Genomic DNA, 26987 nt, shown 5'->3' with positions numbered 1-26987 from the left:
TATCATCATTTGGGCAGGATGATGCAACCAAATTAAATCCAATTGCCCTTGGGCGGTGATTTGGTATGGTTGCCCCATGACTGATCCTTCGGACTTATTCGCAACGATCATGGCGCGCGAGACGGCCCAGGCGCCCGAACGCTGCACGCAGCAACTGGCGCGCAATGCCGACCTGATGCGGGAGGCGGGCGCAAGATTGCGCGCGCTGGCCCCGCCCTTTGCCGCAACGCTGGCACGCGGCAGCTCGGACCATGCCGCCGCCTTCGCCAAGGTGCTGCTGGAAACGCGCGCGGGCGTGCCGACGCTCAGCCATGCACCGTCGATCGGGTCGCTCTATGGCTTGACGTCCGCGCATTTCCGGAACGTACCGCTGATCGCGATTTCGCAGTCGGGCCGCAGCCCGGACCTGATCGCGGCCGCGCAGGATGCCAAACGCCAGGGCGCGTTGCTGATCGCGATCGTCAATGACGCTGAAGCACCGCTCGCCCACTTGGCCGATATCTGCATTCCGATCCATGCCGGGCCGGAAACCAGCGTGGCTGCGACCAAAAGCTTCATCGCGACGCTGGTGGCGCTCACGCATCTGGTGGCGGAATGGAGCGGAGACAATGGGTTGTGCGATGCGCTGCCAGCCATCGGCCCGACCTTGCAGGGCGCCCTGGCGGCGGACTGGAGGGGTGCTGTGCCGTTACTGAAGGATGCGCGCGCCATGCTGGTGCTGGGGCGCGGGCTGACTTTGCCGATCGCGGGGGAAGCGGCGCTGAAACTCAAGGAAACGTCGCGCGTGCATGCCGAAGCCTTCAGCATCGCGGAAGTGGCGCATGGCCCGATGACCTTGATTGGCGAGGGCGACCCGGTGCTGGCGTTCGGACCGATGGATGTGGCGCGCGAAGGAATGCGCGAGCGGCTGGCGGATTTCCGCGCGCGCGGGGCGCATGTCATCGCGGCGGGGCTGGATGAGGATATTGTCGATGCAACGCTGGCGCTGCCCGGCGTGGCGGCGGTTGATCCCGTGCTCGCGGCCATCGCGCAGGTGCAAAGCTTCTATGGTCTCGCCAATGCGCTGGCGCTGGCGCGGGGGCTCGATCCCGACCAGCCACCGCATCTGGCCAAGGTCACGCGGACGCTATGAGCCTGACGGCCCTGGTCGGCGCGGCGATCGTGCAGCCGCATGGCATCGCGCAGGATCATGCCTTGCTGATGGAGGGCGCGCATATTGTCGATGTGGTGCCCAAGAATAGGCTGCCGTCCGGTTGCGCGCACATCATGCTGGAAGGCGGCTGGTTGCTGCCCGGTTTTATTGACACGCAGGTCAATGGCGGTGGCGACGTGCTGCTCAACGATCGTCCCGATGTCGAGGGCATGCGCGCGATCGCGCAGGCGCATCGCCGCTTCGGCACCACCGGGATGACGCCGACGCTGATCAGTGATGTGGCGGATAAGGTCGACGCAGCAATCGCGGCTGGCGAGGCGGCGATGGCGCAGTCGGTGCCGGGCATTTTGGGCGTGCATGTCGAAGGGCCGCATTTGAACCCCGGCAAGAAGGGCATTCATGACGCGGCCAAGTTCGCGCCGATTGATTCCGCCGTGCTGGCGCGACTGACACAACCGACGCGCGGACGGCGCATTGTGACGCTGGCGCCCGAACTGGCGCCGCCCGGCGCGATCCGGGCGCTCGCGCAGGCGGATGTGATCGTGGCTGCCGGCCACAGTCTAGCCGATTATGACCAGACGGTTATGGCTTTGACCGAGGGGCTGGCGGGCTTCACCCATTTGTTCAACGCAATGACGCAGATGGGCAGCCGGAAGCCGGGTATGGTTGCCGCCGCTTTGCTGGATCGGGCCAGTCATTTCGGGCTGATCGTCGATGGTCTGCATGTGCATCCGGCCGCGATGCGCGTGGCGCTGGCGGCGCGGGGGATCGACGGCGCGATGCTGGTCACCGACGCGATGCCGCCCGTTGGTGGCAGCAATGCGCGCTTTTCCCTGATGGGCCAGGATATTCACGTGGTCGACGGCACATGCCGCGGCCCGGATGACACGCTGGCCGGGTCTGCGCTCAACATGGCGCAGGCCTTTCGCAATGCGATGGACATGCTCGGCTGCTCCATGATGGACGCGTCACGCATGGCAAGCGGCAACCCCGCAAAATTCCTGCGGCTGGAGCAGGAAACCGGCGCGATCCTGCCCGGCTTGCGCGCTGATCTGGTCCATCTGGACGTGCAGCGTCAGGTGCGACGAAGCTGGATTGCCGGCGATATCAGCGAGCAAGGCGAGTGAGCGACCTGCTGTCCCGGTTGCGCGCCATCGTCGGGTATTGGCATGTGTTGACCGGCGCGCGCAAGACGGCGCGCTATCGGGCGGGATACCGAACCGGATCGGGCGCGGCGCTGGCGGTGGTGCGACCGGGCAATCTGTTGGAACAATGGCGCGTCGTACAGGCCTGCGTCGCGGCGGACATATCGATCGTCATGCAAGCGGCCAATACCGGGCTCACCGGCGGATCGACCCCGGATGGAGACGATTATCCGGGCGGCTGCGTCATCATCAGCACGACGCGGATTTCGACGCTGCACCTGATCGACGGCGGCCGGCAGGCCATCTGCCTGCCCGGCACCACGCTGCATGCGCTGGAACAGGCGCTGGCACCCCTGGGCCGCGAGCCGCATTCGGTGATCGGTTCATCCTGTTTCGGTGCGTCGGTGGTCGGCGGTATCTGCAATAACAGCGGCGGTTCGCTGGTGCAGCGTGGCCCCGCCTTCACGCAGCTCAGCCTCCATGCGATCGTACGGCCCGATGGCGCGCTCGATCTGGTCAATCATCTGGGCGTGGCGCTGGGCGATGACCCCGAAACGGTGCTGCGGCGTCTGGATGCGGGTGACTTCGACGCCTCCGATATCGAGGATGCTAAGGATCGCTGGGCGCATGATCATGCCTATGCCGCCCATGTGCGCGATATCGACAGTGCGGAGCCTGCCCGTTTCAACGCCGATTCGCGACGGCTGTTCGAGGCGTCGGGCAGTGCAGGCAAGGCGATCGTCTTCGCCGTGCGGGTCGACAGCTTTCCCAAGGAGGAAGGCGCGGTCACTTTCTATGTCGGCACCAATGATCCGGCCCGCCTGACGCGGCTGCGCCGCACGATATTGCGCGATTTTTCCGCCCTGCCCATCGCTGGCGAATATATGCATCGCGATGCGTTCGACATTGCCGACCGCTATGGCAAGGATATGTTCGTCGCGATCGAACGCATGGGCACGGCCCGCCTGCCCAGATTATTTGCTGCCAAATCGTGGGTCGACAATTTGCCTTGCATCAGGCCGGGCTGGAGCGATCGGATGATGCAGCGGTTCGGCCGCTTGCTCCCTGACCATTTGCCGCCGGAGATGCGGCGCTTTCGCGATCGGTTCGCCCACCATCTGCTGCTGAAAATGCCCGCGCGCGCCGCGGCCGAGGCGCGCGAGCTGCTGGCGGCCGATTTCGACGGAGGTGAGGCCGATCATTTCGAATGTACGCCCGCGCTGGGGGCCAAGGCCTTTCTACACCGCTTCGTAGCGGCGGGGGCGGCCGTTCGTTATCGCGCGGTGCATCGACAGGCGGTGGCGGATATCGTGGCGCTGGACATTGCGTTGCCGCGCAACGCGACCGCGTGGCAGGAAATATTGCCCGCGGACCTGGCCGCGCAATCCATCCACAGCCTCTATTATGGCCACTTTTTCTGCCATGTCTTTCACCAGGACTATATCGTGCGGCGCGGCGTCGATCCACTGGCGTTCGAGCATCGTATCTGGGCGTTGCTGGATGAACGAGGCGCGGAATATCCGGCCGAACATAATGTCGGGCATCTGTATCGCGCAAAGCCGGCGCTGGAGCGCTTCTACCGCAGTCTCGATCCGCGCAATCAGTGCAATCCGGGCCTTGGCCAGACCACGCGACAGCGCTACTGGGGCGGGCAGCAGAAGGAGGCGGCGCGTCCATGACCTATTATCTGGGGATCGACGCTGGCGGTAGCCATTGCCGCGCGCGCCTGGTGCGGAGCGATGGCGCGGTCATCGGCACCGGGCAGGGCGGGACCGCCAATGCGCGGATCGGCCTTGACGCGCTGTACGATACGCTGCGCGCCGTGTGCGAGCAGGCGGTCACGCAAGGCGGGCTTGGCGCCGATGAGATTGCGACGATCCGTGCGGGCATGGGGATTGCGGGCATATCGCGGCCCGGCGTGCGCGATGCGCTGGACGGCTTTGCCTTTCCCTTTGCGTCGGTGGCCTATGAAACCGATGCGTTCATCGCCAATCTGGGTGCGCATGGCGGTCGCGATGGGGCGATATTGATCCTGGGGACCGGCAGCATCGCGCAGGTGCGCGCAAAGGGTCGGGATTTCACCATCGGGGGATATGGTTTTCCGATTTCGGATGAGGGCAGCGGCGCGGCCTTGGGATTGAGCGCGATGCGCCATGCGCTGCGCGCGCTCGACGGGCGAACGCAGGCGACGCCGCTCAGCCGCGCGGTGACGCAGCGGTTCGACCACGACACCGCGCGCGCCATTGCATGGATGGATCAGGCCAGCCCGAAGGACTATGGCAGTTTCGCGCCGCTGGTCATGGACCATGCCGAAGCCGACGACGCCATCGCCCGATCCATCGTCGAGGATGCTGTCCAGCATATCGAGCAGTTCATCGAGACGATCTTTGAACGCGGCGCGGAGCGGTGCGCTTTGTTGGGCGGGCTGGCGCCGCGCATGCAGCCATGGTTGCGGGCGCGAACGGTCGCCAGCCTCAGTCCAGCAGCGGGTGATGCGCTGGACGGCGCGCTGTTCCTGGCAGGGTATCAGGCCAACAAAGGCTGACGCTTTCGCGCGCTATTCCGCGTCCGGCTGTCGTTCCGGTGCGGCATCGGCGAAGGCCGGCAGGGCAAGGCAGGCGCGTTCGATCTCCAGCAGCCGGGGCCAGCGCAACTGTGCGCCAAAGTGGCGGGCATTGACCAGTTGCGGCACGAGGAACAGGTCGGCCAGCGTGACCTGTGCCCCGAAGCAATAGGGACCGGGTTGGTCCGCGATCATGGCAGCGCAGGCGTCGAGTCCGTCCTCGATCACGGTGGCCGCCCATCGCGTGACGGCGGCCTGATCCAGGCCAGCGTCGCGCAGCCGGTCGAGGATCCGAAGATTCTGGATGGGATGAATGTCGCACGCGATGATCTGGGCAAAGGCGCGGACCCTGGCGCGCAGGATCGGCCCGGACGGCAGAAGCGGAGGGTCGGGCTGGCGCTCGTCCAGATAGTCGCAGATAGCGAGGCTCTGCGTCAGCACCGCGCCGTCGATTTCCAGCGCCGGGACCATTCCCTGCGGGTTCAGCGCGCGATAGGCGGGATCCTTCTGCTCGCCCTTGCGCAGATGATGCGATTGCTGGCGATAGGGAAGCGCCTTCAGATTGAGGGCGATCCGCACGCGATAGCTCGCGGTCGATCGATAATAGCCGTGGAGAAGAATGTCACTCATGCGCGCTGCGGATCATGGCCGGGTCTCATATCTGGCGGGGTGGCCGGCAAATGTCGGCCACTCGCCTTTGTCGCAGCGCCAGAGGCGCAATTCAACCCGACAGGATGTCAGCCGCGTGGCTTGAGCCAGCCATGCATGTCCATCCAGCGGGTGAAGGCGTCGAACCAGCCGGTACTGGTCGTGCTCTTCTGATACATGCCAAAACCGTGGCCACCCTGTTCATAGAGATGGAATTCGACGGGCTTTCCCGCTTTTTTCCAGCTGTCGATGAGGCCAAAGCCGCCATTGGCGAAGAAGGGATCATCGGCGGCCAACGCGACGAACATTGGCGGGGCGTCGGTGGGCACGGTGACGGGAGAAAGCGGACCGTAAATGTCGCCGATGAAGGCGGGCTTGGCGTCTTGCCCCTTGAGCGCGGTCGCCAGGGTCAGCATGGCGCCGGCCGAGAAGCCGACCATGCCGATGCGTTGCGGGTCGATATGCCACTCCGCCGCGCGGCTGCGGATGAGGGCGAAGGCGGCGCGGGCGTCAGCAATTTGCGGCGCGATATCCTCCATCGCGCGTTCCGGGTCCATCCGGGGGCGGCGCGCGACGCCCGAGAACATCTCCGCCATCGAGCGTTCGAAGGCGGGCATGTCGGCGGGCGTCTGGTTCAGACGATATTTGAGGACGAAGGCCGCAACCCCCTTGGCCGCCAGCGCGCGCGCGACGTCCCAGCCCTCATTTTCCATCGACAGCGTGCGGAATCCGCCGCCTGGCGTCACCACGACCGCCGTGCCATTGGCCTTGGCGGGATCCGGCAGGAAGGGCGTGAGGGTTGCTTCGGTCACATTGCGGGCAAACACGCTGCCATATTGGCTGTGCCAGCTTTCCTCGTTCTTGGCGCCGGGCAATGGGCCAGTCTTGAGGGGAATGGCATCGGGCTGAGCGGGAATCGCGATCGGCGTCATCTTGTCGTCCTGCGCGCGAGCGAGCGGAACGGCGATGACGGGTTGAAGCGCCACGATCCCCAGCGCGATGGCCGGCAAGGCAGCGCGCCGAAGCGAATGCAGGGACAGGCTGGGAACCCAAGACATGGACGGCATAAGTCACTCTCCCACTCAATCCGGCCAATTGGCGGCCGATTATGTCAATGGCTATTTCGGCAATGGCATGGCCTTGCCGATCGTGTAGCGCGCGCGTTCCACAGGCGCCTGCGTGCCCGGCTGGCCGCCACCGACACTGAGATCATAGTTGCCCGGGATCAGCATGCGATCGCCTGCCATGGTGACGAAGCTCAGATCGCGGGGCGACAGGGTGAAGGATATGGCGCGGCTTTCGCCAGCTTTCAGCGACAGGCGCTGAAAACCGCGCAAGGCGATTCGCGGTGCGCCTTCAAAGGCAGGCGGGGTTATGTAGAGCTGCGCGACTTCGTCGCCCGGCCGTTGCCCAACATTGGTGATCCAGGTCGTCACGCGCAGCCCTTTTTCCACCGCGCCATCGATGGGTTCGACCACGAGCGGCGCATAGCGAAAGCGCGTGTAGCTGAGGCCATGGCCGAACGGATAGACCGGCGCGCCCCTGAAATAGCGATAGGTTCGCCCTTCCATGCTATAGTCGGTGAAAGGCGGCAGATCATCGACGCTGTGATAGAAGGTCAGCGGCAGTCGGCCGCCCGGATCGGCCTTTCCCGACAGGACATTGGCGATGGCAAGGCCGCCCGACTGGCCGGGATACCAGGCCTCCAATATGGCGGCTGCATTGTCCTTTGCCCAGCCAAGGTCAATGGCGCTGCCATTCATCATCACAAGGATCAGCGGTTTGCCGGTCGCCTTCGCCTTTTCAAGGAAAGCGATCTGATCCGCGGGAAGGGCCAGCGTCGTGCGGTCGCCGCCCTCAAACCCCTCGACCTTGACCGGCATTTCCTCCCCTTCCAGGTCGGAGGTGAGGCCCATGACCGCAACGATGACATCGGCGTCCCGCACGCCGGCGGCAAGATCACGGTCTAGATCATCGGTGACACGCTTCCAGAAGATGGCGGGCGCGGCCGCTACGCCGCTTTGCCCCTCCAGACGGATGGGGTAGCGTTCGCCCTTGGTGAGACGCACGTCGACCAGTTTAAGCGGTTCCGCCCAGCGCGAAAAGTCGGTGGCGGACACGATCGGCTGCCCATTGCGGGAAATCTGACCTTTCACGCCCGTCAGCGCCAGGCGATAAAGGCCGGTTTCCGGCGCGACGAGATAGCCGGTCCAGACGATTTTATGGTCATCGGCGACCTGCCGATATTCCGATGCGCGCGAGACGATGCTGTCTTCGGTGCGCACCAGTACAGGCTTGGTCCCATATTGGTCGTCGGTAGCGCGATTATAATATTCCGCGCGGATGCCCGGTCGGCCATCGGGTGTGCGAAGCGCCGAGCCGGGAACGGGATCGCCATCCGTGATGGAGGGTGAAAAGGGGAGGAGCGTGACGGTGGCATCCGGCATCGCCTGTCGCAACCCATCGGCCACCGAGATGGGTGGCGCGCTTCGCGTCGAGCTGTAGTTGCCGCGCAACACGCGTGTCGCATCAGCCAGAGGGCCGGCAAGCGCGATCCGAACGCCGGGTTTGAGCGGCAGCGCGCCCTCATTTTTGAGCAGCACGAGGCTTTTGACGGCGGCATCGAGCGCTAGCGCCCCGTGGGCCGGCGTCCCGATCGCCGAGACGGGCGTGCTGTTGGGTTTGCGGGCGGAAAGACCCGGCAGGTCGCCATTGCGCAGTCGCGCGGAAAACAGGCGAACCAACGCGCTGTCTATGTCCCCGATGCTGATATGGTTGGCCGCCAGCGCATCCTTGTAGCGATCGCCAAGGCCCGCCTGACCCGAAAGGGTGGCGTTGTTGCATTCGCTGTCGACACCGCGCCGCAGGGCGACGGACACGCCGGTTGCGGGGCTGGGCGCATATTTATGATGGGCGTAGATGTCCACGACGGCGTCGCAGTCTGACACGACATAGCCTCTGAAACCCCAGGCATTACGCAGATAGTCAGTGAGGAGCATCGCACTGCCGCAGGCCGGTTCGCCATCGACGCGGTTATAGGCGCACATGATGGAACCGGCTTTGCCTTCGACAATGGCGGCGCGGAAGGCAGGAAGATAGGTGTCCTCCAGATCGCGCTTGGTCGCGAAGATATTATCGGTGTGGCGGCTGGGCTCTGGCCCTGAATGGACCGCAAAATGCTTGGGCGTCGCTACGACATCGGGAAGATCGGGATTGTCGCCCTGCATCCCTTGGATGAAGGCGACACCCATGCGCGCGGTCAGATAGGGGTCTTCGCCATATGTTTCCTGGCCCCGGCCCCAGCGCGGATCGCGAAAAATGTTGATATTGGGTGACCAAGTGTCGAGCCCGGTGCCGATGCGGCCCAGATGGCCGGTCTGGCGGCCCAGCGTATGAAGCGCTTGGACTTCGGTGCTGATGACGGACGCAACCGTGTGGATCAATGGCGCGTCGAAGGTGGCGGCCAGCCCGATCGGTTCGGGGAAGTTGGTGGTTGGCACCGGGCCGATCGCGCCATGGAGCGATTCCGTCCACCAATTATAGGCTGGTATGCCAAGACGCGGAATGGCGGGCGCGGTGTTGAGCAGCTGCTCGGTTTTTTCCTGAAGAGTCAATTGGCGGACGATAACGCGCGCCTTGTCGTCGGCTTGCGCCCACGCATCCGGTTCTGGGGCACCCCATGCGCCGGAGCATGGCGCAGCCGCAATGGCGATCGTGATGGCAAGCCTGCGCTTCATCCGTCCTCCCCAATCGTTCCGAAGCGCCTGTGCGCACCCGAAATTTCTGCCCCATGCGCGACTGGTGCGCGCCGAAGAGTAGTTCTGTTTTCCTGAAAAGGGATAGCGCTAACAATATGACCCGGCAAGACTGCATTCGCCATTGCTAAGCGATAATCCAAGTGACAGAATGTCGTCAGAAAGTGCGCTGCAACATAGTGATAGCGCAATCAGGGGGGATGGCATGAGACAGACCATGGGTTCGCTGGCTGCTTTCGTTGCGGTCATGATGAGCGGATCGGCAGCCGCGCAGGCGGGTGCGCCGGACGGTTTTGAAATCAATGACAAGGGTTATTTCGAAGCGCCGGCGGTCAACATCCTGGCCTTTTCCAACTGGTATGACGGCCTGTTCGCCGATGCCAAGATTGGTGGGGTGGAGATTATCCAGCGGGGTGTTCGCAGCGCGACCAATGGCGACGTCAGGCTATCCGCCACACCCGGACAATGGGATCCGGCGGCCGCGCTGGTCGAGCGCAAAATCGACGCCAAGTCGGGAGTCATCGAAACGCGCTTGCGCTACGCGGCGCAGGATTTCACCTATAAGGTGCGCGCCGAGCGGCAAGGCCATGCCATGCAGGTGCAGGTGATCCTGGACAAGCCGCTGCCCCGATCGCTGGTGGGGAAGGCCGGTTTCAATCTGGAGTTCCTGCCGTCGGCCTATTTCCATCACGCCTATATGGCCGATGGTCAGAGCGGGCTGTTTCCGCTCTATCCCGCCAGCGACATGACGCGCACCACCGAGCGCAATGCGGCGAGCGGGCGCAGCGACGGGCCGGGGGCGGAGCCGCTGCCGATCGCGCGCGGCCGACAGTTCGTCCTCTCGCCTGAAGATGCGGCGAAACGGATCACAGTTCAGAGCGATCAGCCGATCGCCTTGTTCGATGGGCGCAATCAGGCGCAAAATGGGTGGTTCGTCCTGCGATCGCTGCTGCCCGAAGGACGGACCGGGACGGTGCTGCAATGGACGATCACGCCGCAGGCTGACTCCGGCTGGCTGCGCGAGCCAGTGATTGCGCATTCGCAACTGGGCTATGCGCCCGACGCCCCAAAGATCGCAACGGTCGAACTGGACCGGAAGGACAAGCGCCGGCCGCCGATCAAGCTGCTGCGCATTGGCGCCGATGGGGCGACGCAAGCTGTGTTGACTAAAAGCGCGCGGGAATGGGGCGATTATCTGCGGTACCATTATCTGCAACTGGATTTCAGCGCGGTGCGTGAACCGGGCCTTTATATGTTGGAATATGGCAATGTGCGCACCGCGCCCTTCCGGATCGACGCGGCCGTCTATGACGATGCCTGGCACCCGACCAACGACGTCTATTTCCCTGTCGCGATGGATCATATGTCGGTCAACGAAGCCTATCGCACATGGCATGGGGATTCCCATCGCGATGATGCGCGGCAGGCGCCGGTCGATCATGAGCACATCGACCTTTATCGGCAGGGGCCGACCACAGACACGCGCTTTGCGCCGGGCGAGCATATTCCGGGCCTCAATGTCGGGGGATGGTATGATGCCGGCGATTTCGACATTCGCACCCAGTCCCAATATCAGGTCATCCGGTCGCTGGCCGATGCGGCCGAACGCTATGGCCTGACGCGCGATACGGTGAGCGTCGATCAGGCGCGGCGGCATGTGGAAATGCATGTGCCCGACGGCAAGCCCGACATTGTCCAGCAGGTCGGCCATGGGGCCTTGCAGTTGCTGGCGCAGTTCGATGCGGTAGGTCATGCGATCCATGGCATCGTCGAACCGGATGTGGCGCAATATACGCATCTGGGCGACGCGGTGACGAAAACCGATGGCCTACCTTACGATCCCACGCTGGAGGCGGGGCAGGTCCGTGGTGGCAGGAGCGGCACGCCCGACGATCGCTGGGCCTTTACCAGCAAGTCATCAGCGCTGAACTATGGATCGGTCGCCGGGTTGGCGGCGGCGGCCCGCGTGCTTGCAAGGCAGGACGATGCGCTGGCGCAGCGCGCGCTCGCCATGGCCGAGCGGGTCTGGACGCAGGAACAGGGCCATGCGCCCGATCTGTTCAGCCACGGCAATACCACCGGCGGGCCGCTCGACGCCGAAATGTTCGCCGCGGCGGTCGAATTGCTGAGGACCACGAAAAAGCCGATCTATGCGCGCGCGGTTATGACATTGTGGCCCAGGATCGAACCGCATTTTGCCGCCAGTGCGCAGACGGCGGTAGCGGCGATCCCCCTTATGCCGGCCGCCTATCGCGCGGCGATGGTCCCGGCCGTGCGCCAATGGCAGGCGCAGAGTGAGGCAGTGGCGAAAGCCAATCCCTTCGGCGTGCCCATCACCACCGGGGGCTGGGCGGGGTCTGGCACGGTGCTGGGCCATGCGTTGACAGCCGATGCCCTGCACCGCGCCTTTCCGGAGATTGTCGACCGCGACGCCATGTTTCGCGGGATTGCGTTTTTGACCGGGCATCATCCCGGTTCCGACATCAGTTTCGTGTCGGGCGTGGGCGCGCGGTCAAAGGAGGTCGCCTATGGCAATAACCGCGCGGACTTTTCCTTCATCGCGGGCGGCGTGGTGCCCGGCGTGCTGATCGTCAAACCCGATTTCCCGGAGAATCACGAGGATTGGCCCTTTTTCTGGGGTGAAAATGAATATGTGATCCCCGAAGGGGCGGCCTGGATCGAACTGGCCAACGCTGCGAGCAGCGCCAGCCGGCAAGCGGAGTGAAGGGGCACCTGCGGCCGGTCAGACCGGTTGCAGGCCCTGCGCCACAATCCGGTCGATAAGGTCGCGATGGCGGGGGAGGCCAGCGCGCAACCGCGCGGTTGCGGCGGCATTTTCCCGCATCGCCCGGCCGGCGAGATGGGCGTCGCGCGCCAGTGCGGCCGTCGGGACCTGCGTGCGGAAGCCCATGCCATAGAGGACATATTGATAGCTGGCGGCAGGAAATACCTCCTCCGCGCGGTCGAATTCATCGTGAAACCAAGGCGACTGATAACGCCACAGATGCAGAAGTTCGCGCAAGCGGTCGGGCATGGTTTCGGCACGCACATTGTCGCGCCAGAAGTCGCTGTCGGTGCGCTGCGTCAGCACATAATGGAGCTTGAGAAAATCGATGATCCGGCCCCAGCGATAGTGGGTAGTCGCGTTGAAGCGCGACGCGATGATGTCCATCACCTCGCGACAAGCGGGCATTTGTTCGGCGATGATCTTCGCAGACAATTCGATAAGGACGATCGCAGATGCTTCGAGCGGTTCCAGGAAGCCGGCGGCGAGGCCGACCGCAATGCAATTGCCCTTCCAGAAGGTTTCGCGGTGGCCTGAGCGGATTTTGATCTTGCGAACGTTTAGCCCGTCGCTGGCCGGGCCGACATAGGCGCGCAGCTCGCGTTCGGCCTGCTCGTCTGAAATATGGCTGCTGGAAAAGACATGGCCAACGCCACGCCGCGTCTGGATGCCGATGTCCCAGATCCAGCCGGCGCTCTGCGCAGTGGAAATGGTGTGCGATGCGATCGGGCTGTCGGGCGCGGCATAGGGCACCTGCATTGCAAGCGCCGTGTCGCAGAAGAGCACGTCGTTGCAATCGCGGAAGGGCACGCCCATCGCGCCCTCGATCAGCAATGCCTTGAAGCCGGTGCAGTCGACGAACAGGTCGCCCTCCACCAGCCCGGCCTGCGTCGTGCGGACGGCGGCAATGTCGCCATCATCGTGCAGGACCACCTGCTCGACATCGGCCAGAACATGGCGAACGCCTAGTTTTTCGCAGCAATGGCGCTGGAGAAAGGGCGCGAACTTGCCCGCGTCGAGATGATAGGCATAGTTGGCGAGCGCGTCATATTCCGCCGTCGCCATCGTCTTAGGCGCGAGGCCATCGTCGCAGATGCGCCCCTGCGCGCAGACGGCGTCGCAAAAACTCTCGTCTCCATCCCGCGCCAGCCAGTGCGGGACGAGGTTCACCTGACCAAAATTCTGCGGAAGCATGAGCGGGTGATAATAGCCGTCGGAGGCTGTGCCGTCCGTCCAGCGCGCGAACCAAGCGCCCTGTTTGAAGGCGGCGTCACATTGCCGGAACAGGTCGGTTTCCGAAATGCCCATGCGCGACAGGGTGGTGCGCAGGGTGGGCCAGGTCCCTTCGCCCACGCCGATGATCGGCGTATTGGGCGATTCGACCAGCGTGACGCTCAAATCCTGACCGATGCGGGTGCGATGGCGCGCTGCGATGACGCCGGCGGTAAGCCATCCGGCGGTGCCACCGCCGACGATCACGATGTTCCGAACCGGTCTGACCATATGTGTGTGGGACCATTAAAAGGGAAGGGATGTCAACCGACATCCCTTCCAGGGCGAGAACCGTCAGAAGCGGTAGCGCACGCCGGCGGTGAAGCGCCGGCCATAGCCATAGACATCCAGCAGCTGGTTCGAGAAGCGGCCGTGGGTGCTGTAGGTTTCGTTCGTGATATTGAGCGCTTCGCCAAAGAGACTGAACTGTTCGGTGAGGCGCAGGCTGCCGCTGAGGTCGATCTGCAAGGCGGAGTTGACGAAGGTCGGCTCCGCGCCGAAGGCCGAATTATTCTGGGCTTGGCCGAATTGGAGCAGATATTTGTCGCGCCAGTTGACTGCGGTGCGGAATTCGATGCCGTCCTTGTCGTAGAAGGCGACGAGGTTGGCCGAATTGGCGAGGCCCGTTACCGCAAAGCCGCTCTGCGACAGGTCGCTTTCGTCATAGGGCTTGTTGGTTTCGACGAAGGTGGCGTTGGCGTTGAAGCCAAAGCCGCTGTCTCCAAACACATGCTGCCATGCGAGCTCGATCCCCTTGACGGTTGCTTCCGGCCCGTTGATGCGCCGCGATACGGTGAAGACGGCTTCCTGCCCGGTCGACGGGTCGATGACGCCGTTGATCGTCTGCCGATCCGTGCCCGCAACGATGAAGTTGGACACGTCCTTGAGGAAGAGGTTCACCGCAGCATAGGAGTTGGGCTGATAATACCATTCCAGGCCCAGGTCGAAATTGTCCGCCAGATAGGGTTTGAGGAACGGGTTGTTACCTGTCGCCGTCAGCGCGCCGACACGCTGCCCTGCGCCGACATTCAACACCGGCCCCAGATAGTCGAGGCGCGGGCGGGTCATGGTGCGCGACGCGTCGAACCGCAAATGCAGACTGTCGGTCAGTTCCAGCTTCATGTCCAGCGCGGGCAGGAAGTAGGAATAGCTGCTGCTTTCGGTCACGGCCTGCGAGTCCGAGAAATTGACCGTCAGGAGCGTGGGGTCAGCGGTGCTGGGCGTGATCGAAAGTGGAACGCGGCCGATCCCGCGCGAAATCACCTTGACGATTTCCTCGCGCGCGCCGGCATTGAAGTGGAAGGGCATGCCGGCAACGTCAGCCTTGAAATTAACGCTGACATAGGCCGACCAGTTCTTTTCGGTGATCCGCTGGACAGTGCCGGGGTCAAGCGCGAGGTCGAATGTGCCATTGAAGCCCGTGCAGCAGCCCGCATTATAGCCCGGCGTGTCGGGCCCCTGCCAGAGTCCTTCTAGATAACGCTGATAGGCGCGCGCGTCATATTTGAGCAGCACCGGCGGGAGATTACCGGAGAAGCCGGGCAACCAGTTCTTGGTGCTGATCGTGCCGTCGATCAGGCTGGCCGGGATGGGCACGCCGGTGTCGCGGCCCGACGGTGCGCCATAGCCCGCATAGGCCTGCCAGAAATTATTGGCGAAGGTGTTGCGGTTTTCGAGGGCGAATTCATCCTCCATATAGCGGCCGCCCAGCTTGATCGTCAGATCATCCTGCTTCCAGGTCGCGCCGAGGCGGAACTGCTTGATCTCGTCACTGTTGAGCTGCTGCTGGCGGACAGTGACGTGCGATCCGATGATCGCCTGATCGGTCCAGGCCGCTTCATTGCCGGCAGGGCCATAGGTGGTGAGCTCAGGAAAGCTACTGCTGCTGTTGCCATTGACCCGAACGCCCAGGGTCGTGCCGATCAGGCCGCCATAGCCAATGTCGCCATTTTCGTTGCTGATCTGGCCATCGGGATTGAGCCGGCTTTTGGAATAGCTGGCGTCGGCGTCGATCTGGAGATTTTCCGTCGCGTCCCATTTGACGTTCAGGCCGACCTGGTTGGTTTCCAGAACGGAGGTTTCCGTACCTGCGGTGAAGTCGGTCGGCGATCCGGCCTGCAGGAAATTGATGGTGGTGCCATTGCTGTCCTGCTCCACATTGCGCAGGTCGCCCTGGTTGAACCAGATACCGAAGCCGGCAATATCCGTGACGACCTTCTGCCGCGAATAATTGTCGTCAATCGTGAGCACCACATCGTCGGACGGCTGCCACTGGAAGGCGATGCGGCCGTCGATGCGCTCATCCTTGGTATAGCGCTGGTCGGCGCCATATTGCTGCTGATACCAGCCGACAACGCTCTTGCGGTCCGAGGCCGGTGCCAAAGCGTCATCCGTAGGGGCGCAACTCGCTGCCGCGCTTCCGGCCAGTTGGCATGGCGCAAAAAGCCCGCCCTGCCAGCCCGAAACATACACACGGTTGGCCTGCGTGTCGCGGCGGGTATAGACCGCGTCGACCAGGATCCCCATCGTGTCGTCGGCGAAGGTGGTGCTGAACAGGCCGCCGATGGTCGGCACGACCTTGCCCGCTTCATCCTGCACCGATCCGGCCGCCGTGAAGGCCATGCGCGTGCCCGGCTTGTCGAAGGGCTTGGGGTAGGAGATATTGAGCGTCGCGCCGATCGAACTGCTGGACAGCGACACTTCGGGCGTCTTGTAGACAGCCAACTGTCCGACAAAGTCCGCGCCCACGGTGGTGAAATCGACCGAACGACCGCCCGACGCGGTCGACAGGCGCCGCCCGTCGATCAGTGTTTCGTTGAAGTCGCCGCCAAAGCCGCGCACCGAAATGCCTTGCGGTTCGCCGCGTGACCCCGACCGCTGGATCGACACGCCGGGCAGTCGCTGAAGCGACGCAGCGACGTTCGAATCCGGGAATTTGCCGATATCTTCCGCTGAAATGACGTCAACGACGCCGGAGGATTCCCGTTTGATGTCGAGATTGCGTTGCAGCGATCCGCGAATGCCGGTGACGACGATGTCGGCTGTCGTGACATCATCTGCGATGTCATTCTGGCCCGCCTGTTGGGCGGAGGCGGGCATTGCCATCGCCAGCGCCAAGCAGCTGGCCGTCATAGCCAAACCGATACGGGTGCGCATATGTGCAGCACCAAGTTGAATTGACGTCATGATCCTCCCCTAGTCCAGACAATATCTCGCCCGAACGCCGCGACAACAGCGTCGCGGCGATCATGTATTCTTTATCTGGGGTGATTTTATTCCGCCGATTCGGCGACTGTCACCCTCACCCGATACTTCTCTTTATGGTTGCAAATGGTAGCGCTATCGAAATGGCTGTTCAAGCGAAATTATATAGGCCATGATCATGCCGGTTGGACTGGCCGAAAATCGCGAGAATATGCGGATCGGTGCAGCAGGAAGCATGTGGGAGGATGAGCTTGGAACTGCTTAATAGTGACACGCATGCAACAGTGCGCATGCACTTGGGTGAAGCAATGGCCGACCCGCTGGTGCGCATTGTGACCAGTGAAATTGCGGCCGCGGCGGCGGCATGCCCTTTGTTTTTTTCCAAACATGCCGAAAGCGGCGCTTTCTACGTCGGTGCGCTGACCGGTTTCCGACGGGGCGAACCAATGATCGATTCGCCCGATGGCCGCTGGGCATTCCGGCCGTTCGAAATCGACCGGCTAGGCTTCTTCGCGTCTGGAGACAGCATCGCGCTCGACCCGGATCACCCGCGCTTTGCTGTCGGCGGCAGCGAAGCGCTCTTCCATCCCGATCAGACGCCCACTGCAGCGCTGCGCGCCGTTCAGAAAGCGATTGGCGGGCTGATGGCCGGGGCGGCCGCGACGGACGCTTTCATCGCGGCCATGCTGGCCCATCGCCTGATCGAACCCGTCGACATCAGCCTGTCGTTCGACGATGGCGAGACACTGCGTCTGGATGGCCTTTATACTGTAAGCCTGGATGCGCTGAGCGAATTGCCGGACGCGGCGGTGATGGGTTTGTTTCGCGCCGGTCACTTGCAACCGGCGTTCGCCCTGGCTGGGTCGCTGCATCATGTCGCCTTGATGGCCCGTCGGCGCAATGCCCGACTGACGCAAATCGGCTGACGGGGCTGGAGCGCGCGATGCAGATCGAGGAGATAGAGGGCGCGCAGATCCGGCAATCTGAGCATTTGCGGCCTCTAATTGAGCAATGCCGGCCGATCGTGATTCGCGGCATCTGCAGGGACTGGCCGATCGTGAGTCTGGCGCAAGGCAGCGGAAATGGCGCGGCGCTCGATCATCTGCGGCGCTATCACAGGGGTGGCAGTGTCGATTATTTCGTTGCCGATGCGAAGCTGGGCGGGCGTTACGCCTATGGCGAGGGGCCGGACGGGTTTAACTTCGCACGTCAGCGCAGCGAGATGGGCGCAGCGCTTGATCGCATTGCGGCGAACGCGGATGATGGCGCGCAGACATGCTATATTGGCTCTTTGCCCGTCGATACCTATTTCCCCGGTTTCGCCGAGGATCATGGCTGCGCGCTGCTGCCGCCTACCGTCCGGCCCCGCCTCTGGATCGGCAATGCGTCCGACATTGCCTGCCATTATGACAGCTTTGATAATCTGGCGATCGCGGTTGCGGGGCGACGGCATTTCACGCTGTATCCGCCCGATGCGATTGGCGACCTGTATGTGGGACCGATCGACCATACCATGGCGGGCCAGCCGGTATCGCTCGCAGCCATAGACCCCGGCGGGCAAGACCGCTTTCCGCGTTTCGAGGCGGCAGCGCAGCGCAGGCTTCATGTTGATCTAAACCCGGGCGATGCATTGTACCTGCCCAAATTATGGTGGCACGGCGTGAAGGCGCGCGATGGCATCAATATCCTGACCAATTATTGGTGGGATGCGTCCGCAGCAGGGCCTGATTCGCCCTATGCTGCCATGTTGCTGGCGATGATAGCCATTGCCGAGCGGCCGGAGCCGGAACGGGCCGCGTGGCGCGCCTTTTTCGATCATTATGTGTTCAGGCCGGACGGCCATCCGCTGGCGCACCTGCCCGCCGAACGGCACGGCATATTGGGGCCGCTGAAAGAGGGCAATTATCGGCGTATCCGCGCGCTTGTCATGCGGATGCTACGGGGCGGATAACGGGCATGTGGTAGCGATACCATATTTACGAACTTGGAAATAGGGAGAAGGCGATGCGCAAGGCGCTGACGATATCATTTCTCTTGGCTGCGGCGATACCATCGGTCGCCTTGGCGCATGGGGGCATATTGCTCAGCATTGACCCGATGTTTGGGAGCAATGCAGTGATTCAGCGGGACGAGCCCATCACCATCACCGGTTCCGCGTCAGCCGGGAATCTGGTAACGGTATCTATGGGCGGCGTGGAGCGTTCGGCGAAAGCGGGGAAGGATGGCCGCTTTGCAGCGACTTTCCCTCCCGTCACCGCAGGTCAGCCGTTTGATATCGAGGCGCGCAGCCCATCCGGTCGCGTCGTGTCGCATGATGTGCTCGCGGGCGACGTGTATCTCTGTTCCGGCCAATCCAACATGGAGCTGGAAGTGCGGCATGCGCAGGATGCGATGGGGCAAATTCGGAACTCGGCCGATCCGGCGCTCCGGTTGATGACGATCCCTCGCGCGGTTGCAGACCAGCCCCGACAGGCGTTCGCGCAAGCGCCGATTTGGAAGACCGCCGGGCCAGACAGCGTCCCCGACTTTTCAGCAGCCTGCTATTATATGGCTCGGGAGTTGCGCAAGAGCGCAGGCGTGCCAATCGGCGCGATTGCGAGCAGCTGGGGCGGATCGCAGATCAGTCCATGGATGGGCGAACGCGCGCAAGCGGCGGTCGGCAACAGCGCGCAATCTGACTTGCTGGCGCTCCACGCTCGCAACGCGACAGAAGGCGAGCGGGCGGCAAGTGCGCAATGGGAAAGTTGGTGGCGCAAGGCAACCGGCGACCGCGCCGGCGCAGAGCCGTGGCAGCCCGGCGCGAAGATGGATTGGGCCGATGCGCCGGCGATGAGCGCGTGGGAAGATTGGGGCATCCCCCCATTGGCGAGCTATAATGGCATGGTCTGGTTTCGCCGCGACTTCACCCTGAGCGCGGCACAGGCCAAGGGCGAAGCGGCGCTGTCGCTGGGGACACTGGACGATGTGGGCCGCGCCTGGATAAACGGTCAGCCGGTCGGGATGGGTGCGCGCGCCTGGCAGCCCACGACGCTGAGTGTGCCTCCAGGCATCCTCAAGGCCGGGCGCAACATGCTGATCGTCAATGTCGTCGACAATTATGACAAGGGCGGTCTTTTGGGGCCGGCCGACGATATGGCGCTGCGGCCGTCGCAAGGCGATGCCGTGCCGCTGGGCGATGGCTGGCGCTATGCGGTCGCGCGCACCTCCCCGCCGGGCGCGCCGCGCGTGCCGTGGAGCGACGTCACGGGCACCAGCACGCTCTACAACGGGATGATCGCGCCGCTTGGCGGCATCAAGCTGAAGGGGGTCGCCTGGTATCAGGGCGAATCCGACACCGACATTCCCGGCTATGCCGGCCGACTGGCAGCGATGATAGCGGATTGGCGACAGCAGTTCGGGCAGCCCGACCTTGGCTTTGCGATCGTCCAGTTGGCCGGCTATGGCAAGCCGGCGACCCGGCCGGGCGAGAGCGGTTGGGCCCAGTTGCGGGACGCGCAGCGAACAGCCGTGACGGCCGACGCCCATGCGGGGCTCGCGACCGCCGTTGATCTGGGCGATCCCTTCGATATCCATCCGGGCGAAAAGCAGGAGCTGGGCCGTCGGCTGGCCCGGGTGATGCGGGCGCTTGCCTATGGTGCGCCCATCGCGAAATCAGGGCCACAAGCCGCCGGCGCGGTCAAAAGCGGCGATGGCGCCGTCATCGTACGCTTCACCGGCGTCGAGGGTGGGCTGCACCTTAGGAGCGGTGTGCAAGCGCTGGGGTTTGAAATGTGCGGTTCAGGCGACGACACTTGCCGTTACGTTCAGGCGCAGGTGCAAGGGGATCATGTCATCCTGACCGGCGATGGCAAGCCGGCGGAGCGCGTCCGCTATGCCTGGGCCGATTATCCTGTCATGAACCTTTACGATGGAACGCCTCTGCCGATCGGACCATCTGAGGTGCCGATCGCGCGTTGAGGCCGTGGGAATAGCGGACCAAGACGGGCATGACGGACAATGAGCTATTTCTGCTGATCCTCATGCTCGTCATGGGTCTGCCCTGGCTTATATGGCGGCTGCTGGGCGATGCCGATCACGCGCCCTTGGTGGTCGTGCAGATTGTCGTCGGTGTGCTGCTGGGGCCGGGCGTGCTGGGGGCAGCCGCTCCCGCGCTCCATGCCCAGATATTCCCGCCGGTCGCGATCACCATGCTGAACGGCATCGCGTTATGGGCCGTGATGCTGTTCGTATGGCTGGCCGGGATCGAACTTGATCTGGGCGCGGCCTGGGCGGCGCGGCGGGACAGCTGGACGGCCTCCGGGCTGGCGCTGCTGACCCCGCTGGCTCTCGGCAGCGCCGCAGGTTGGTTGATTCTGATCAATCCGGGCTGGATCGGGCCGAAGGGTGAGCCGTGGCAGGCGATCCTCGGGATCGGCATGGCCTGCGCGGTGACGGCCCTTCCGATATTGATGCTGCTGATGGACCGGCTCGCGATTTTGCGCACGCCGCTGGGGCAGCGGGTGCTGCGTTATGCCAGTTTGGACGATATCGCCATTTGGGCAGTGCTGGCGATCATCCTGCTGGACTGGTCGCGGATGGAGCGGCAGCTTGGCTTCATCTGCGTCTTTCCCGTCGTGGCGTGGGCCGTGCGCATGGCTATGCGCCGGCTGGCGCAGCCGGAACGGCTGCGCGCATCGATGGTCTGGCTGGCGGCGGCGGGGCTGGCAGCGGACTGGGCTGGTCTGCATTTCATGGTGGGTGCATTTTTGGCGGGGGTGATCCTCGACCAGTCCTGGTTCGATGGAGCGGCGCTGGATCGGCTGCGCGATATGCTGCTGTTGACCGTAATGCCCATATTCTTCCTTAGCACCGGTCTGCGCACAAGCTGGTCGATAGGTAGCGTGGACCTCATCGCCGTGGCCGCCCTTCTGCTTGCTGCTTCGGTTGGCGGCAAGCTGATCGGTCTACGCATCGCCGGACATCTGCTTCGATGGCGGCGGGGGGAGGCCAGCGTCATCGGCTGGCTGTTGCAGACCAAGGCGCTGATCATGATCATCTTCGTCAACATCCTGCTTGACCGGCAGGTTGTCAGCAGCGGCAGCTTCACCGCGCTGTTGCTGATGGCGCTGGCGAGCACCATGCTGACCACGCCGATGGCGCGGCGCGGATTGCGCAGGCTGACCGCTCTGGAGGAGCCGAGTGATCCGCCGGTTCGCCCGCCGCTCAGCGCCGCAGCGCCGCGTCCCCCCAGCTGATTGGCAGCATTTCACCGGGCGCGTTCGGCGCCAGCGCGATCAGTTCGACAATCGCAACGCCGCGCACGTCCACGTCGATCGGCTTGGCAGCCTCGCCCCGACGGGCGGTTTCGCTCGCCAGCAGGCGACCGTCGCCATAGACGGCGAACCGAACGGGATGGGTGGCATCGCGGGCGCTGTCGTCAACGCCGACTTTCGCCGTGAAGCGGCTAAAGCCCTGATTGCGGACCTCCAGGCGCGAATTTGCGAGGACGCCGACGCCCGATCCGAAATTCTGCCCTGCGATCGCCAGGGGTTGGTTATAGGGTGTGGCGTCCGGCATGGCACCGCCCCAGCCGGCATAAAGGGGGCGTTCGCCCATGCCGCGCGTGCCGCGCCAGCCGGGGATTGATCGATGAATGGTCGGATCCGGTTCGGGATGGCTGACACCGTCGACCGCCGGGTTCACACGGCCAGGTTGTTCCGACAAATAAAGGCCGTCCGCAAGTTGTCTCTGGCCGGTGGCCCTGAACACCAGCGTCTGGCGCGGCGCAAGATTGAACGCCTGCTCGCCTGTGAACCGGCTGACGGCGCCGGTCCACATATCCTTGAGCGCGATCGTCTTGTCCGCACCGAATTTCAAATGATCGGCCGTCAGCACGGCCTGTGCCGCCGTGGCGGTGCGGTTGAACAGCGCGACGGCCTTGTCGCCATTGGCCAGAGCCTTCACCAAAATTTGCACATCATCGCTATCGAAGGCGATTGTGGCCTGATTGCCGGCTGCATCCTGGTTGATGGCGATAAGGTCGCCATTGCCAAAAATGTCGAGCAACGATTGCGGCACGGTGCGCAGGTCGGCGCCGATCAGGAGCGGGGCATTCATCATCGCCCATAGCGCAAAATGCGATCGCGCCTCGGTAAGGTGCGCGGCATCGAAATCGCCCTTGCCAATGAACAGCATGTCGGGATCATTCCAGCTACCCGGATGCGCATAGAAGGCCCGGCGCACGGCGCTGTCATAATTGGTCAGCATCCGGCTCCAGTCCGGCGAAATATCGTCGCTGGTTCGGGAAATATTGCCGACATCCTTGCCCCAGGCGCGCACATTGGCGCTGCCCCAGATGCAGAGCGAGAGCATATAGTCGCCATCGGGATTGTAGCGTGCGAGCGACCGGTTGATGTCTGCGAATAGCGCCTTGACCGCCGGGATATCCGATCGCGTGACGCTATGCTGGTCAATGAGCGGCGGCAGGGCCCGATATTGACCATTGCGCACGCGCGGCGCGTCGGCGGCGAAGGCGCGAATACCGCACCCATCGACCTTGATCGCGTCGAAACCCCATTCCGCAAAGAACAGGCGAAGATCCTGATCGCTATGGCCATACAGCCCGACCTCCCGTTCGGCCATGTTGCCTTCGGGCAATTGCGCGGGGCCTTCCGAATAGGCCTGCGAGCAGCTGTTGCGGCCAAGGTCGGAATATATGCCGGCCTTGAAACCCATGCCATGCAGCCGATCTGTCAGGGGTCGAAAGGTCGGATCGCCATTACCGACGCGGGCAGACGGGAATTTGTCGGCGCGGATGATGAGTCGCCCGTCGCTTGCGCGGCGCTTCAGCCACCAGCCGTCATCGATATTGATGTAGCGATAGCCTTTCTTCGCCAAGCCCGTATCGACGATGCGCTGGGCCGATCCCATGAGCTTTTCCTCATCGATTTCGGTGAAAAAGGCATTCCAGCTGTTCCACCCCATCGGCGGCAATTGCGCGCGGCCCCCTTGATAGGCGGTCCATCGCGCGGTTGGCGCAAGGGGGGCGGGGCTTTGCGCGGACAGCGCGGTGCCTGCTGCCAGCAATGCGACCGGTAAGACAGAGCGAAGCAGCGTCATGCAGGGTCCTTGGTATGGGCCGGGGCGAGAAGTCATGGCTGGACAGTTCCGGCAAGGGGCGAGACGGTGACGCTGTCGATGTCCATATAGCCCCCATCCGGGCCGGAATTATAGCAGGACAAAGCGATCTGCTGGCCCTGAAATGTGCCCGTGCGCCAATCGAAGGCGAGCGGGAAGGGGGTGCCCACATCACGCCATTGCCGGTTATCGATGCTGTAGGCGAAGCGGCCCAGATCCGTCTCGAAATCGAGGTCGACGCGCAGCCACATGGTGGGCGCATCGATCGCGAGCGAGGGCACGCGCATCTCGGTCTGCGGCCCGTCCTGCGTGCTGTCCGTGACCTGCATCCGCACGCTGCGATGCCCGACGGCGGCTGCCGCCACCGACAGTTGCGCGCTATATTTGCCGAAACTGCCAAAACCGCACAGATCGCCCGGCTGGAGGCCTTGCACATCAACCTTTGCAATCGCACGCATGCGCGGTCCCTGCGCCTTTTGCGTCAGCGTATTGCGCGCTGTCCAGATGCCGTCGGCCCGCGTGGCGTGAAGCCGCAGAAAGCCGGGCCGCTGCGTCAACGACCATTTGCTGTCATCTGGATTATGATTCCATTGCCATTGCGATCCCAATACCGGGTTCGAAAAATCGTCGGACGAGGGCGGTTCGGCAAAACCGTGCCCCCTGATCGGCTTGGGCGATCGTTCGGGAACGAAATCGGGTCGGTCGGGCGCCCCCCACCAGGGCCAGCCATCCTTCCAGAAAATCGGGCTGATATTGGTCATCCGGCCGATCGCGCCAGCATCGACCATGACGAAACCATACCAGCTGCCGTCCGGCATATCGACGATAGCGCCTTGATGGCCGCCGCTCTTATCGTCGATGGACGGCTTCGTCTCCCATGGACCCCATAGGCTGCGCGCGCGCGACACGGTCATCGCCAGCTTGCCCGGGATGGCGTTGAACAGATAATAATAGCCATCGCGACGGATGATCTTCGATCCTTCCGCGCCCTTGTTGTAATAGGCTTTCCGTGCGGCGGTGACGGCGGTCAGATCCTTGTTCAATGTCAGGAGCGTGACGGTGCCGTCGCTGCCGATTGAGGTGCCGAGATAGGCGGTGCCGTCATCGTCGATGAACAAGGCAGGATCGAAAGCCTCGCGATCCAGTTCACTGTAAGTCCAGGGACCTGCGATCGTCCTTGCGCGATAGATGCGCGTCTTGTGACCGACGGGCGTCACGGCGACGTAAAAGAGGCCGTCATGGTATCGCAAGCTGGCGGCATAAAAGCCACGGCGGTACGCATCGCCCTGGGTCAGATCATAGCGCGGGTCGCCATCAAGCCGATCGACGACATGACCTGCGATCCGCCAATTCACCAAATCCTTCGAATGAAGAATGGTCACGCCGGGTGCATTGGCGAAGGTGGTGGATACGAAATAGAAATCCTCGCCAACGCGGATGATGTCGGGATCGGGATAGTCAGCGTAGAGTACCGGATTGCGATAGGTGCCGTCGCCCTGGTCCGATCGCCAGACCTGCGCAGCCAGCGGGACAGCGAATCCGGCCGAAAGCAGCAGCGCGCCGAGGCGAAACCATGTTCGGCTGCTCATGACGCGGGCGTATAGTGATAAGGCCCGACCACCGTGCCGACAAAGCCGCCGGCCTTTTGGGTGCTGAGCAGCGTCGCGTCGATATTGTCGGCCAGCGTCTGGACATGGCCACCGACGCTATAGTCGAATCCCATCGTTCCGCCGGTCATGCGGATGGTGAGGGTGATCGGACCCTTGGTGGCGACAGGGGCGGACTTTACCAACATATCGGCGTCCGCCGCATCGCGCGTATAAAGCGCCACCACCGGACGCCCTGCAATCTGGGTAAGCCCGAAAAAGACGTGGCTGCGGTCGCTTTGCACCGCCGCCAGGCCGGCGCGGTCGCCATCCTTTTCCGGAACATAGCGCAGCGTTGTGGAGAAGGTGGCATTTGCATGTTGTTGCCGTCGCCCGATGAACGCCGGCACGCCATCAAGATTTCCGAGCGGCGCGCCGCTATCAAGTTCCAGCATGCCATTGGTCAGGCGATAAAAAGGCTGTTTGGGCGTGCGAATGCCGATCCACTGCATCGGCAGCGCGGGGCCGCCGAATGTTTCGGTATAGCTGATATCGCCGCTGGTCGGCAGCGCCGGCGCGGGTTGCCGGGCAAGGTTAGGGGCTCTGAGCGTCCGTGGAATGGCCTGCCCCTTTGGGAGAATGACCGGCCAACCGTCCTTCCACGTCACCGGCAATAGGAATGTTTCCCGCCCGATATTGTAAAAATCATCCGCATAGGGCCGGACCGCCAGGAAGGTGGCCCACCAGTCGCCCTTTTGCGTTTGCACCAATGTGGCATGCCCGGCCGACCCGATGGGGTCGGGCCGCGCGGGATCCAGATCGCGTTGCGTCAGGATGGGGTTGCCCTCATATGGCACATAAGGCCCACACAGCGACTTGGCGCGCAAGACGACCTGCGAATGATTGACGCTGGTGCCGCCTTCCGCTGCGGTCAGATAATAATAGCCATCCTTGCGGAAAATATGCGGGCCTTCGATCCAAACCGGCTTCTTGCTGATATTGACACCACCGTTGATCAACTGGGTGCTCTCGCCCACCATTTTGCCCGCGCGCCAGTCATATTCCTGAATCCAGATTGCGCGATGCCCGTCATAGCGAGGTGGTTCGTCGGGCGCGCGATTATTGACGATATAGGCCTTATCCCCCTCCCAATAAATGGATGGGTCGATGCCTTCGAAGGGGAGCCAGACAGGATCTGACCATGGCCCGGCAGGATCGTCAGCGGTGATGACGAAGTTGCCGCCGCATTCAACGCAGGTGTTGACGATGTAGAAACGGCCGTCATGCCAGCTGATGTCAGGCGCGAAGACGGCCTGCGAAATGCGCCGGCCGGTAAAATCGAGCTGACCGGGGCGGTCGATCGCGTTGGCGATCTGGGTCCAGTGCACAAGGTCTTTCGACCTAAAAATCGGAAGGCCGGGGAAATGCGCGAACGAACTGTTGACGAGATAATAATCATCGCCAACGCGGGTTACCGAGGGATCGGGATAATAGCCGGCCAGGATGGGGTTGCGAAATTCCCCGGCCTGCGGTGCAACGCCTTCATCCGCCTGACCATTGTAGTGAAACATATCGAACCGGGCAGGGGCGGCATTGAGTGCGCTCGAAACCCCCAGCAGCAGCGCTCCGAACATGGCTTTCCTGCGATGGCGCATTGACATTCTCTCCCCTGCTTGCCGTGCCCCCGTATGGAAAGCCGTCGAATTACAAAACTGATAGCGCTATCAGTTCCAGCTGTCGAGCCTTGGACGTAAATGCAG

The 26987-nt window shown here is 63.2% G+C and carries 17 protein-coding genes; 9 read left to right on the top strand and 8 right to left on the bottom strand.

The annotated features are described in order from the left end of the window. Positions 1-109: 109 nt before the first annotated feature. From LL253_RS11290 to LL253_RS11275, 4 genes are read left to right on the top strand one after another with little or no spacing between them, the layout of a single operon-like run. A complete protein-coding gene (locus tag LL253_RS11290) occupies positions 110-1132 on the top strand; it encodes an SIS domain-containing protein (RefSeq protein WP_228227203.1) in 1023 nt (340 codons plus the stop codon). After that, on the top strand, positions 1129-2280 hold the full coding sequence (nagA, locus tag LL253_RS11285; RefSeq protein WP_228227202.1) for an N-acetylglucosamine-6-phosphate deacetylase: 1152 nt from the start codon (positions 1129-1131) through the stop codon (positions 2278-2280). The genes LL253_RS11290 and nagA overlap by 4 nt, the downstream gene beginning before the upstream one ends. Beyond that, a complete protein-coding gene (dld, locus tag LL253_RS11280) occupies positions 2277-3977 on the top strand; it encodes a D-lactate dehydrogenase (protein WP_228227201.1) in 1701 nt (566 codons plus the stop codon). Before nagA ends, dld begins: the two co-directional genes overlap by 4 nt. Next, positions 3974-4843 carry a BadF/BadG/BcrA/BcrD ATPase family protein gene (locus LL253_RS11275; protein ID WP_228227200.1) on the top strand — a complete coding sequence of 290 codons (870 nt, stop codon included), beginning with the start codon at positions 3974-3976 and terminating at the stop codon, positions 4841-4843. Before dld ends, LL253_RS11275 begins: the two co-directional genes overlap by 4 nt. A 12-nt stretch (positions 4844-4855) precedes the next feature. Here the strand turns inward: LL253_RS11275 and maiA are convergent, their stop codons facing one another. The 3 genes from maiA to LL253_RS11260 form a co-directional block, all read right to left on the bottom strand. Next, entirely contained in the window at positions 4856-5491 is a 636-nt protein-coding gene (gene maiA / locus LL253_RS11270; RefSeq protein ID WP_228227199.1) for a maleylacetoacetate isomerase, read from the bottom strand. A 107-nt stretch (positions 5492-5598) separates the two neighbouring features. After that, positions 5599-6567 (bottom strand): alpha/beta hydrolase, encoded by a 969-nt coding sequence (locus LL253_RS11265; protein ID WP_228227283.1) that lies wholly within the window; start codon positions 6565-6567, stop codon positions 5599-5601. A gap of 60 nt (positions 6568-6627) precedes the next feature. Further along, on the bottom strand, positions 6628-9246 hold the full coding sequence (locus tag LL253_RS11260) for a glycoside hydrolase family 3 C-terminal domain-containing protein (RefSeq protein WP_228227198.1): 2619 nt from the start codon (positions 9244-9246) through the stop codon (positions 6628-6630). Between the two features lie 223 nt (positions 9247-9469). On the opposite strand from LL253_RS11260, the gene LL253_RS11255 reads away from it, so the two are divergent. Further along, positions 9470-11989 carry a glycoside hydrolase family 9 protein gene (locus LL253_RS11255; RefSeq protein WP_228227197.1) on the top strand — a complete coding sequence of 840 codons (2520 nt, stop codon included), beginning with the start codon at positions 9470-9472 and terminating at the stop codon, positions 11987-11989. 18 nt (positions 11990-12007) lie between these two features. Here LL253_RS11255 and LL253_RS11250 read toward each other — a convergent pair whose 3' ends face one another. Together LL253_RS11250 and LL253_RS11245 are read right to left on the bottom strand one after the other, a co-directional pair. Further along, a complete protein-coding gene (locus LL253_RS11250) occupies positions 12008-13552 on the bottom strand; it encodes a tryptophan halogenase family protein (RefSeq protein WP_228227196.1) in 1545 nt (514 codons plus the stop codon). 63 nt (positions 13553-13615) lie between these two features. Beyond that, complete coding sequence (locus tag LL253_RS11245) at positions 13616-16507, bottom strand: TonB-dependent receptor (protein WP_228227195.1); 2892 nt, start codon at positions 16505-16507, stop codon at positions 13616-13618. Between the two features lie 263 nt (positions 16508-16770). On the opposite strand from LL253_RS11245, the gene LL253_RS11240 reads away from it, so the two are divergent. From LL253_RS11240 to LL253_RS11225, 4 genes are all read left to right on the top strand, one after another. After that, positions 16771-17451, top strand: coding sequence for a SapC family protein (locus LL253_RS11240; RefSeq protein WP_228227194.1), 681 nt, complete (start codon positions 16771-16773; stop codon positions 17449-17451). Positions 17452-17468: 17 nt separating this feature from the next. Further along, entirely contained in the window at positions 17469-18476 is a 1008-nt protein-coding gene (locus LL253_RS11235) for a cupin-like domain-containing protein (protein WP_228227193.1), read from the top strand. 146 nt (positions 18477-18622) lie between these two features. Next, positions 18623-20482 carry a sialate O-acetylesterase gene (locus tag LL253_RS11230; RefSeq protein WP_228227192.1) on the top strand — a complete coding sequence of 620 codons (1860 nt, stop codon included), beginning with the start codon at positions 18623-18625 and terminating at the stop codon, positions 20480-20482. A 29-nt stretch (positions 20483-20511) separates the two neighbouring features. Beyond that, complete coding sequence (locus LL253_RS11225; protein ID WP_228227191.1) at positions 20512-21759, top strand: cation:proton antiporter; 1248 nt, start codon at positions 20512-20514, stop codon at positions 21757-21759. Here the strand turns inward: LL253_RS11225 and LL253_RS11220 are convergent. Genes LL253_RS11220 through LL253_RS11210 form a run of 3 tightly spaced genes read right to left on the bottom strand, consistent with a single transcriptional unit; the run spans position 21728 to position 26882 of the window. After that, complete coding sequence (locus tag LL253_RS11220; protein WP_228227190.1) at positions 21728-23623, bottom strand: NPCBM/NEW2 domain-containing protein; 1896 nt, start codon at positions 23621-23623, stop codon at positions 21728-21730. The two genes, LL253_RS11225 and LL253_RS11220, sit on opposite strands and share 32 nt — an antisense overlap. Positions 23624-23655: 32 nt before the next feature. Then, on the bottom strand, positions 23656-25230 hold the full coding sequence (locus LL253_RS11215; protein ID WP_228227189.1) for a glycoside hydrolase family 43 protein: 1575 nt from the start codon (positions 25228-25230) through the stop codon (positions 23656-23658). Further along, positions 25227-26882: a glycoside hydrolase family 43 protein gene (locus LL253_RS11210; protein ID WP_228227282.1), complete on the bottom strand. Its 1656-nt coding sequence runs from the start codon at positions 26880-26882 to the stop codon at positions 25227-25229. The genes LL253_RS11215 and LL253_RS11210 overlap by 4 nt, the downstream gene beginning before the upstream one ends. Positions 26883-26987 lie beyond the last annotated feature (105 nt).

The sequence above is a fragment of the Sphingobium soli genome, from assembly GCF_020782245.1.
In the GTDB taxonomy this organism is placed as follows: Bacteria; Pseudomonadota; Alphaproteobacteria; order Sphingomonadales; family Sphingomonadaceae; genus Sphingobium; species Sphingobium soli.
This window is presented reverse-complemented; position numbering and strand designations above follow the sequence as displayed.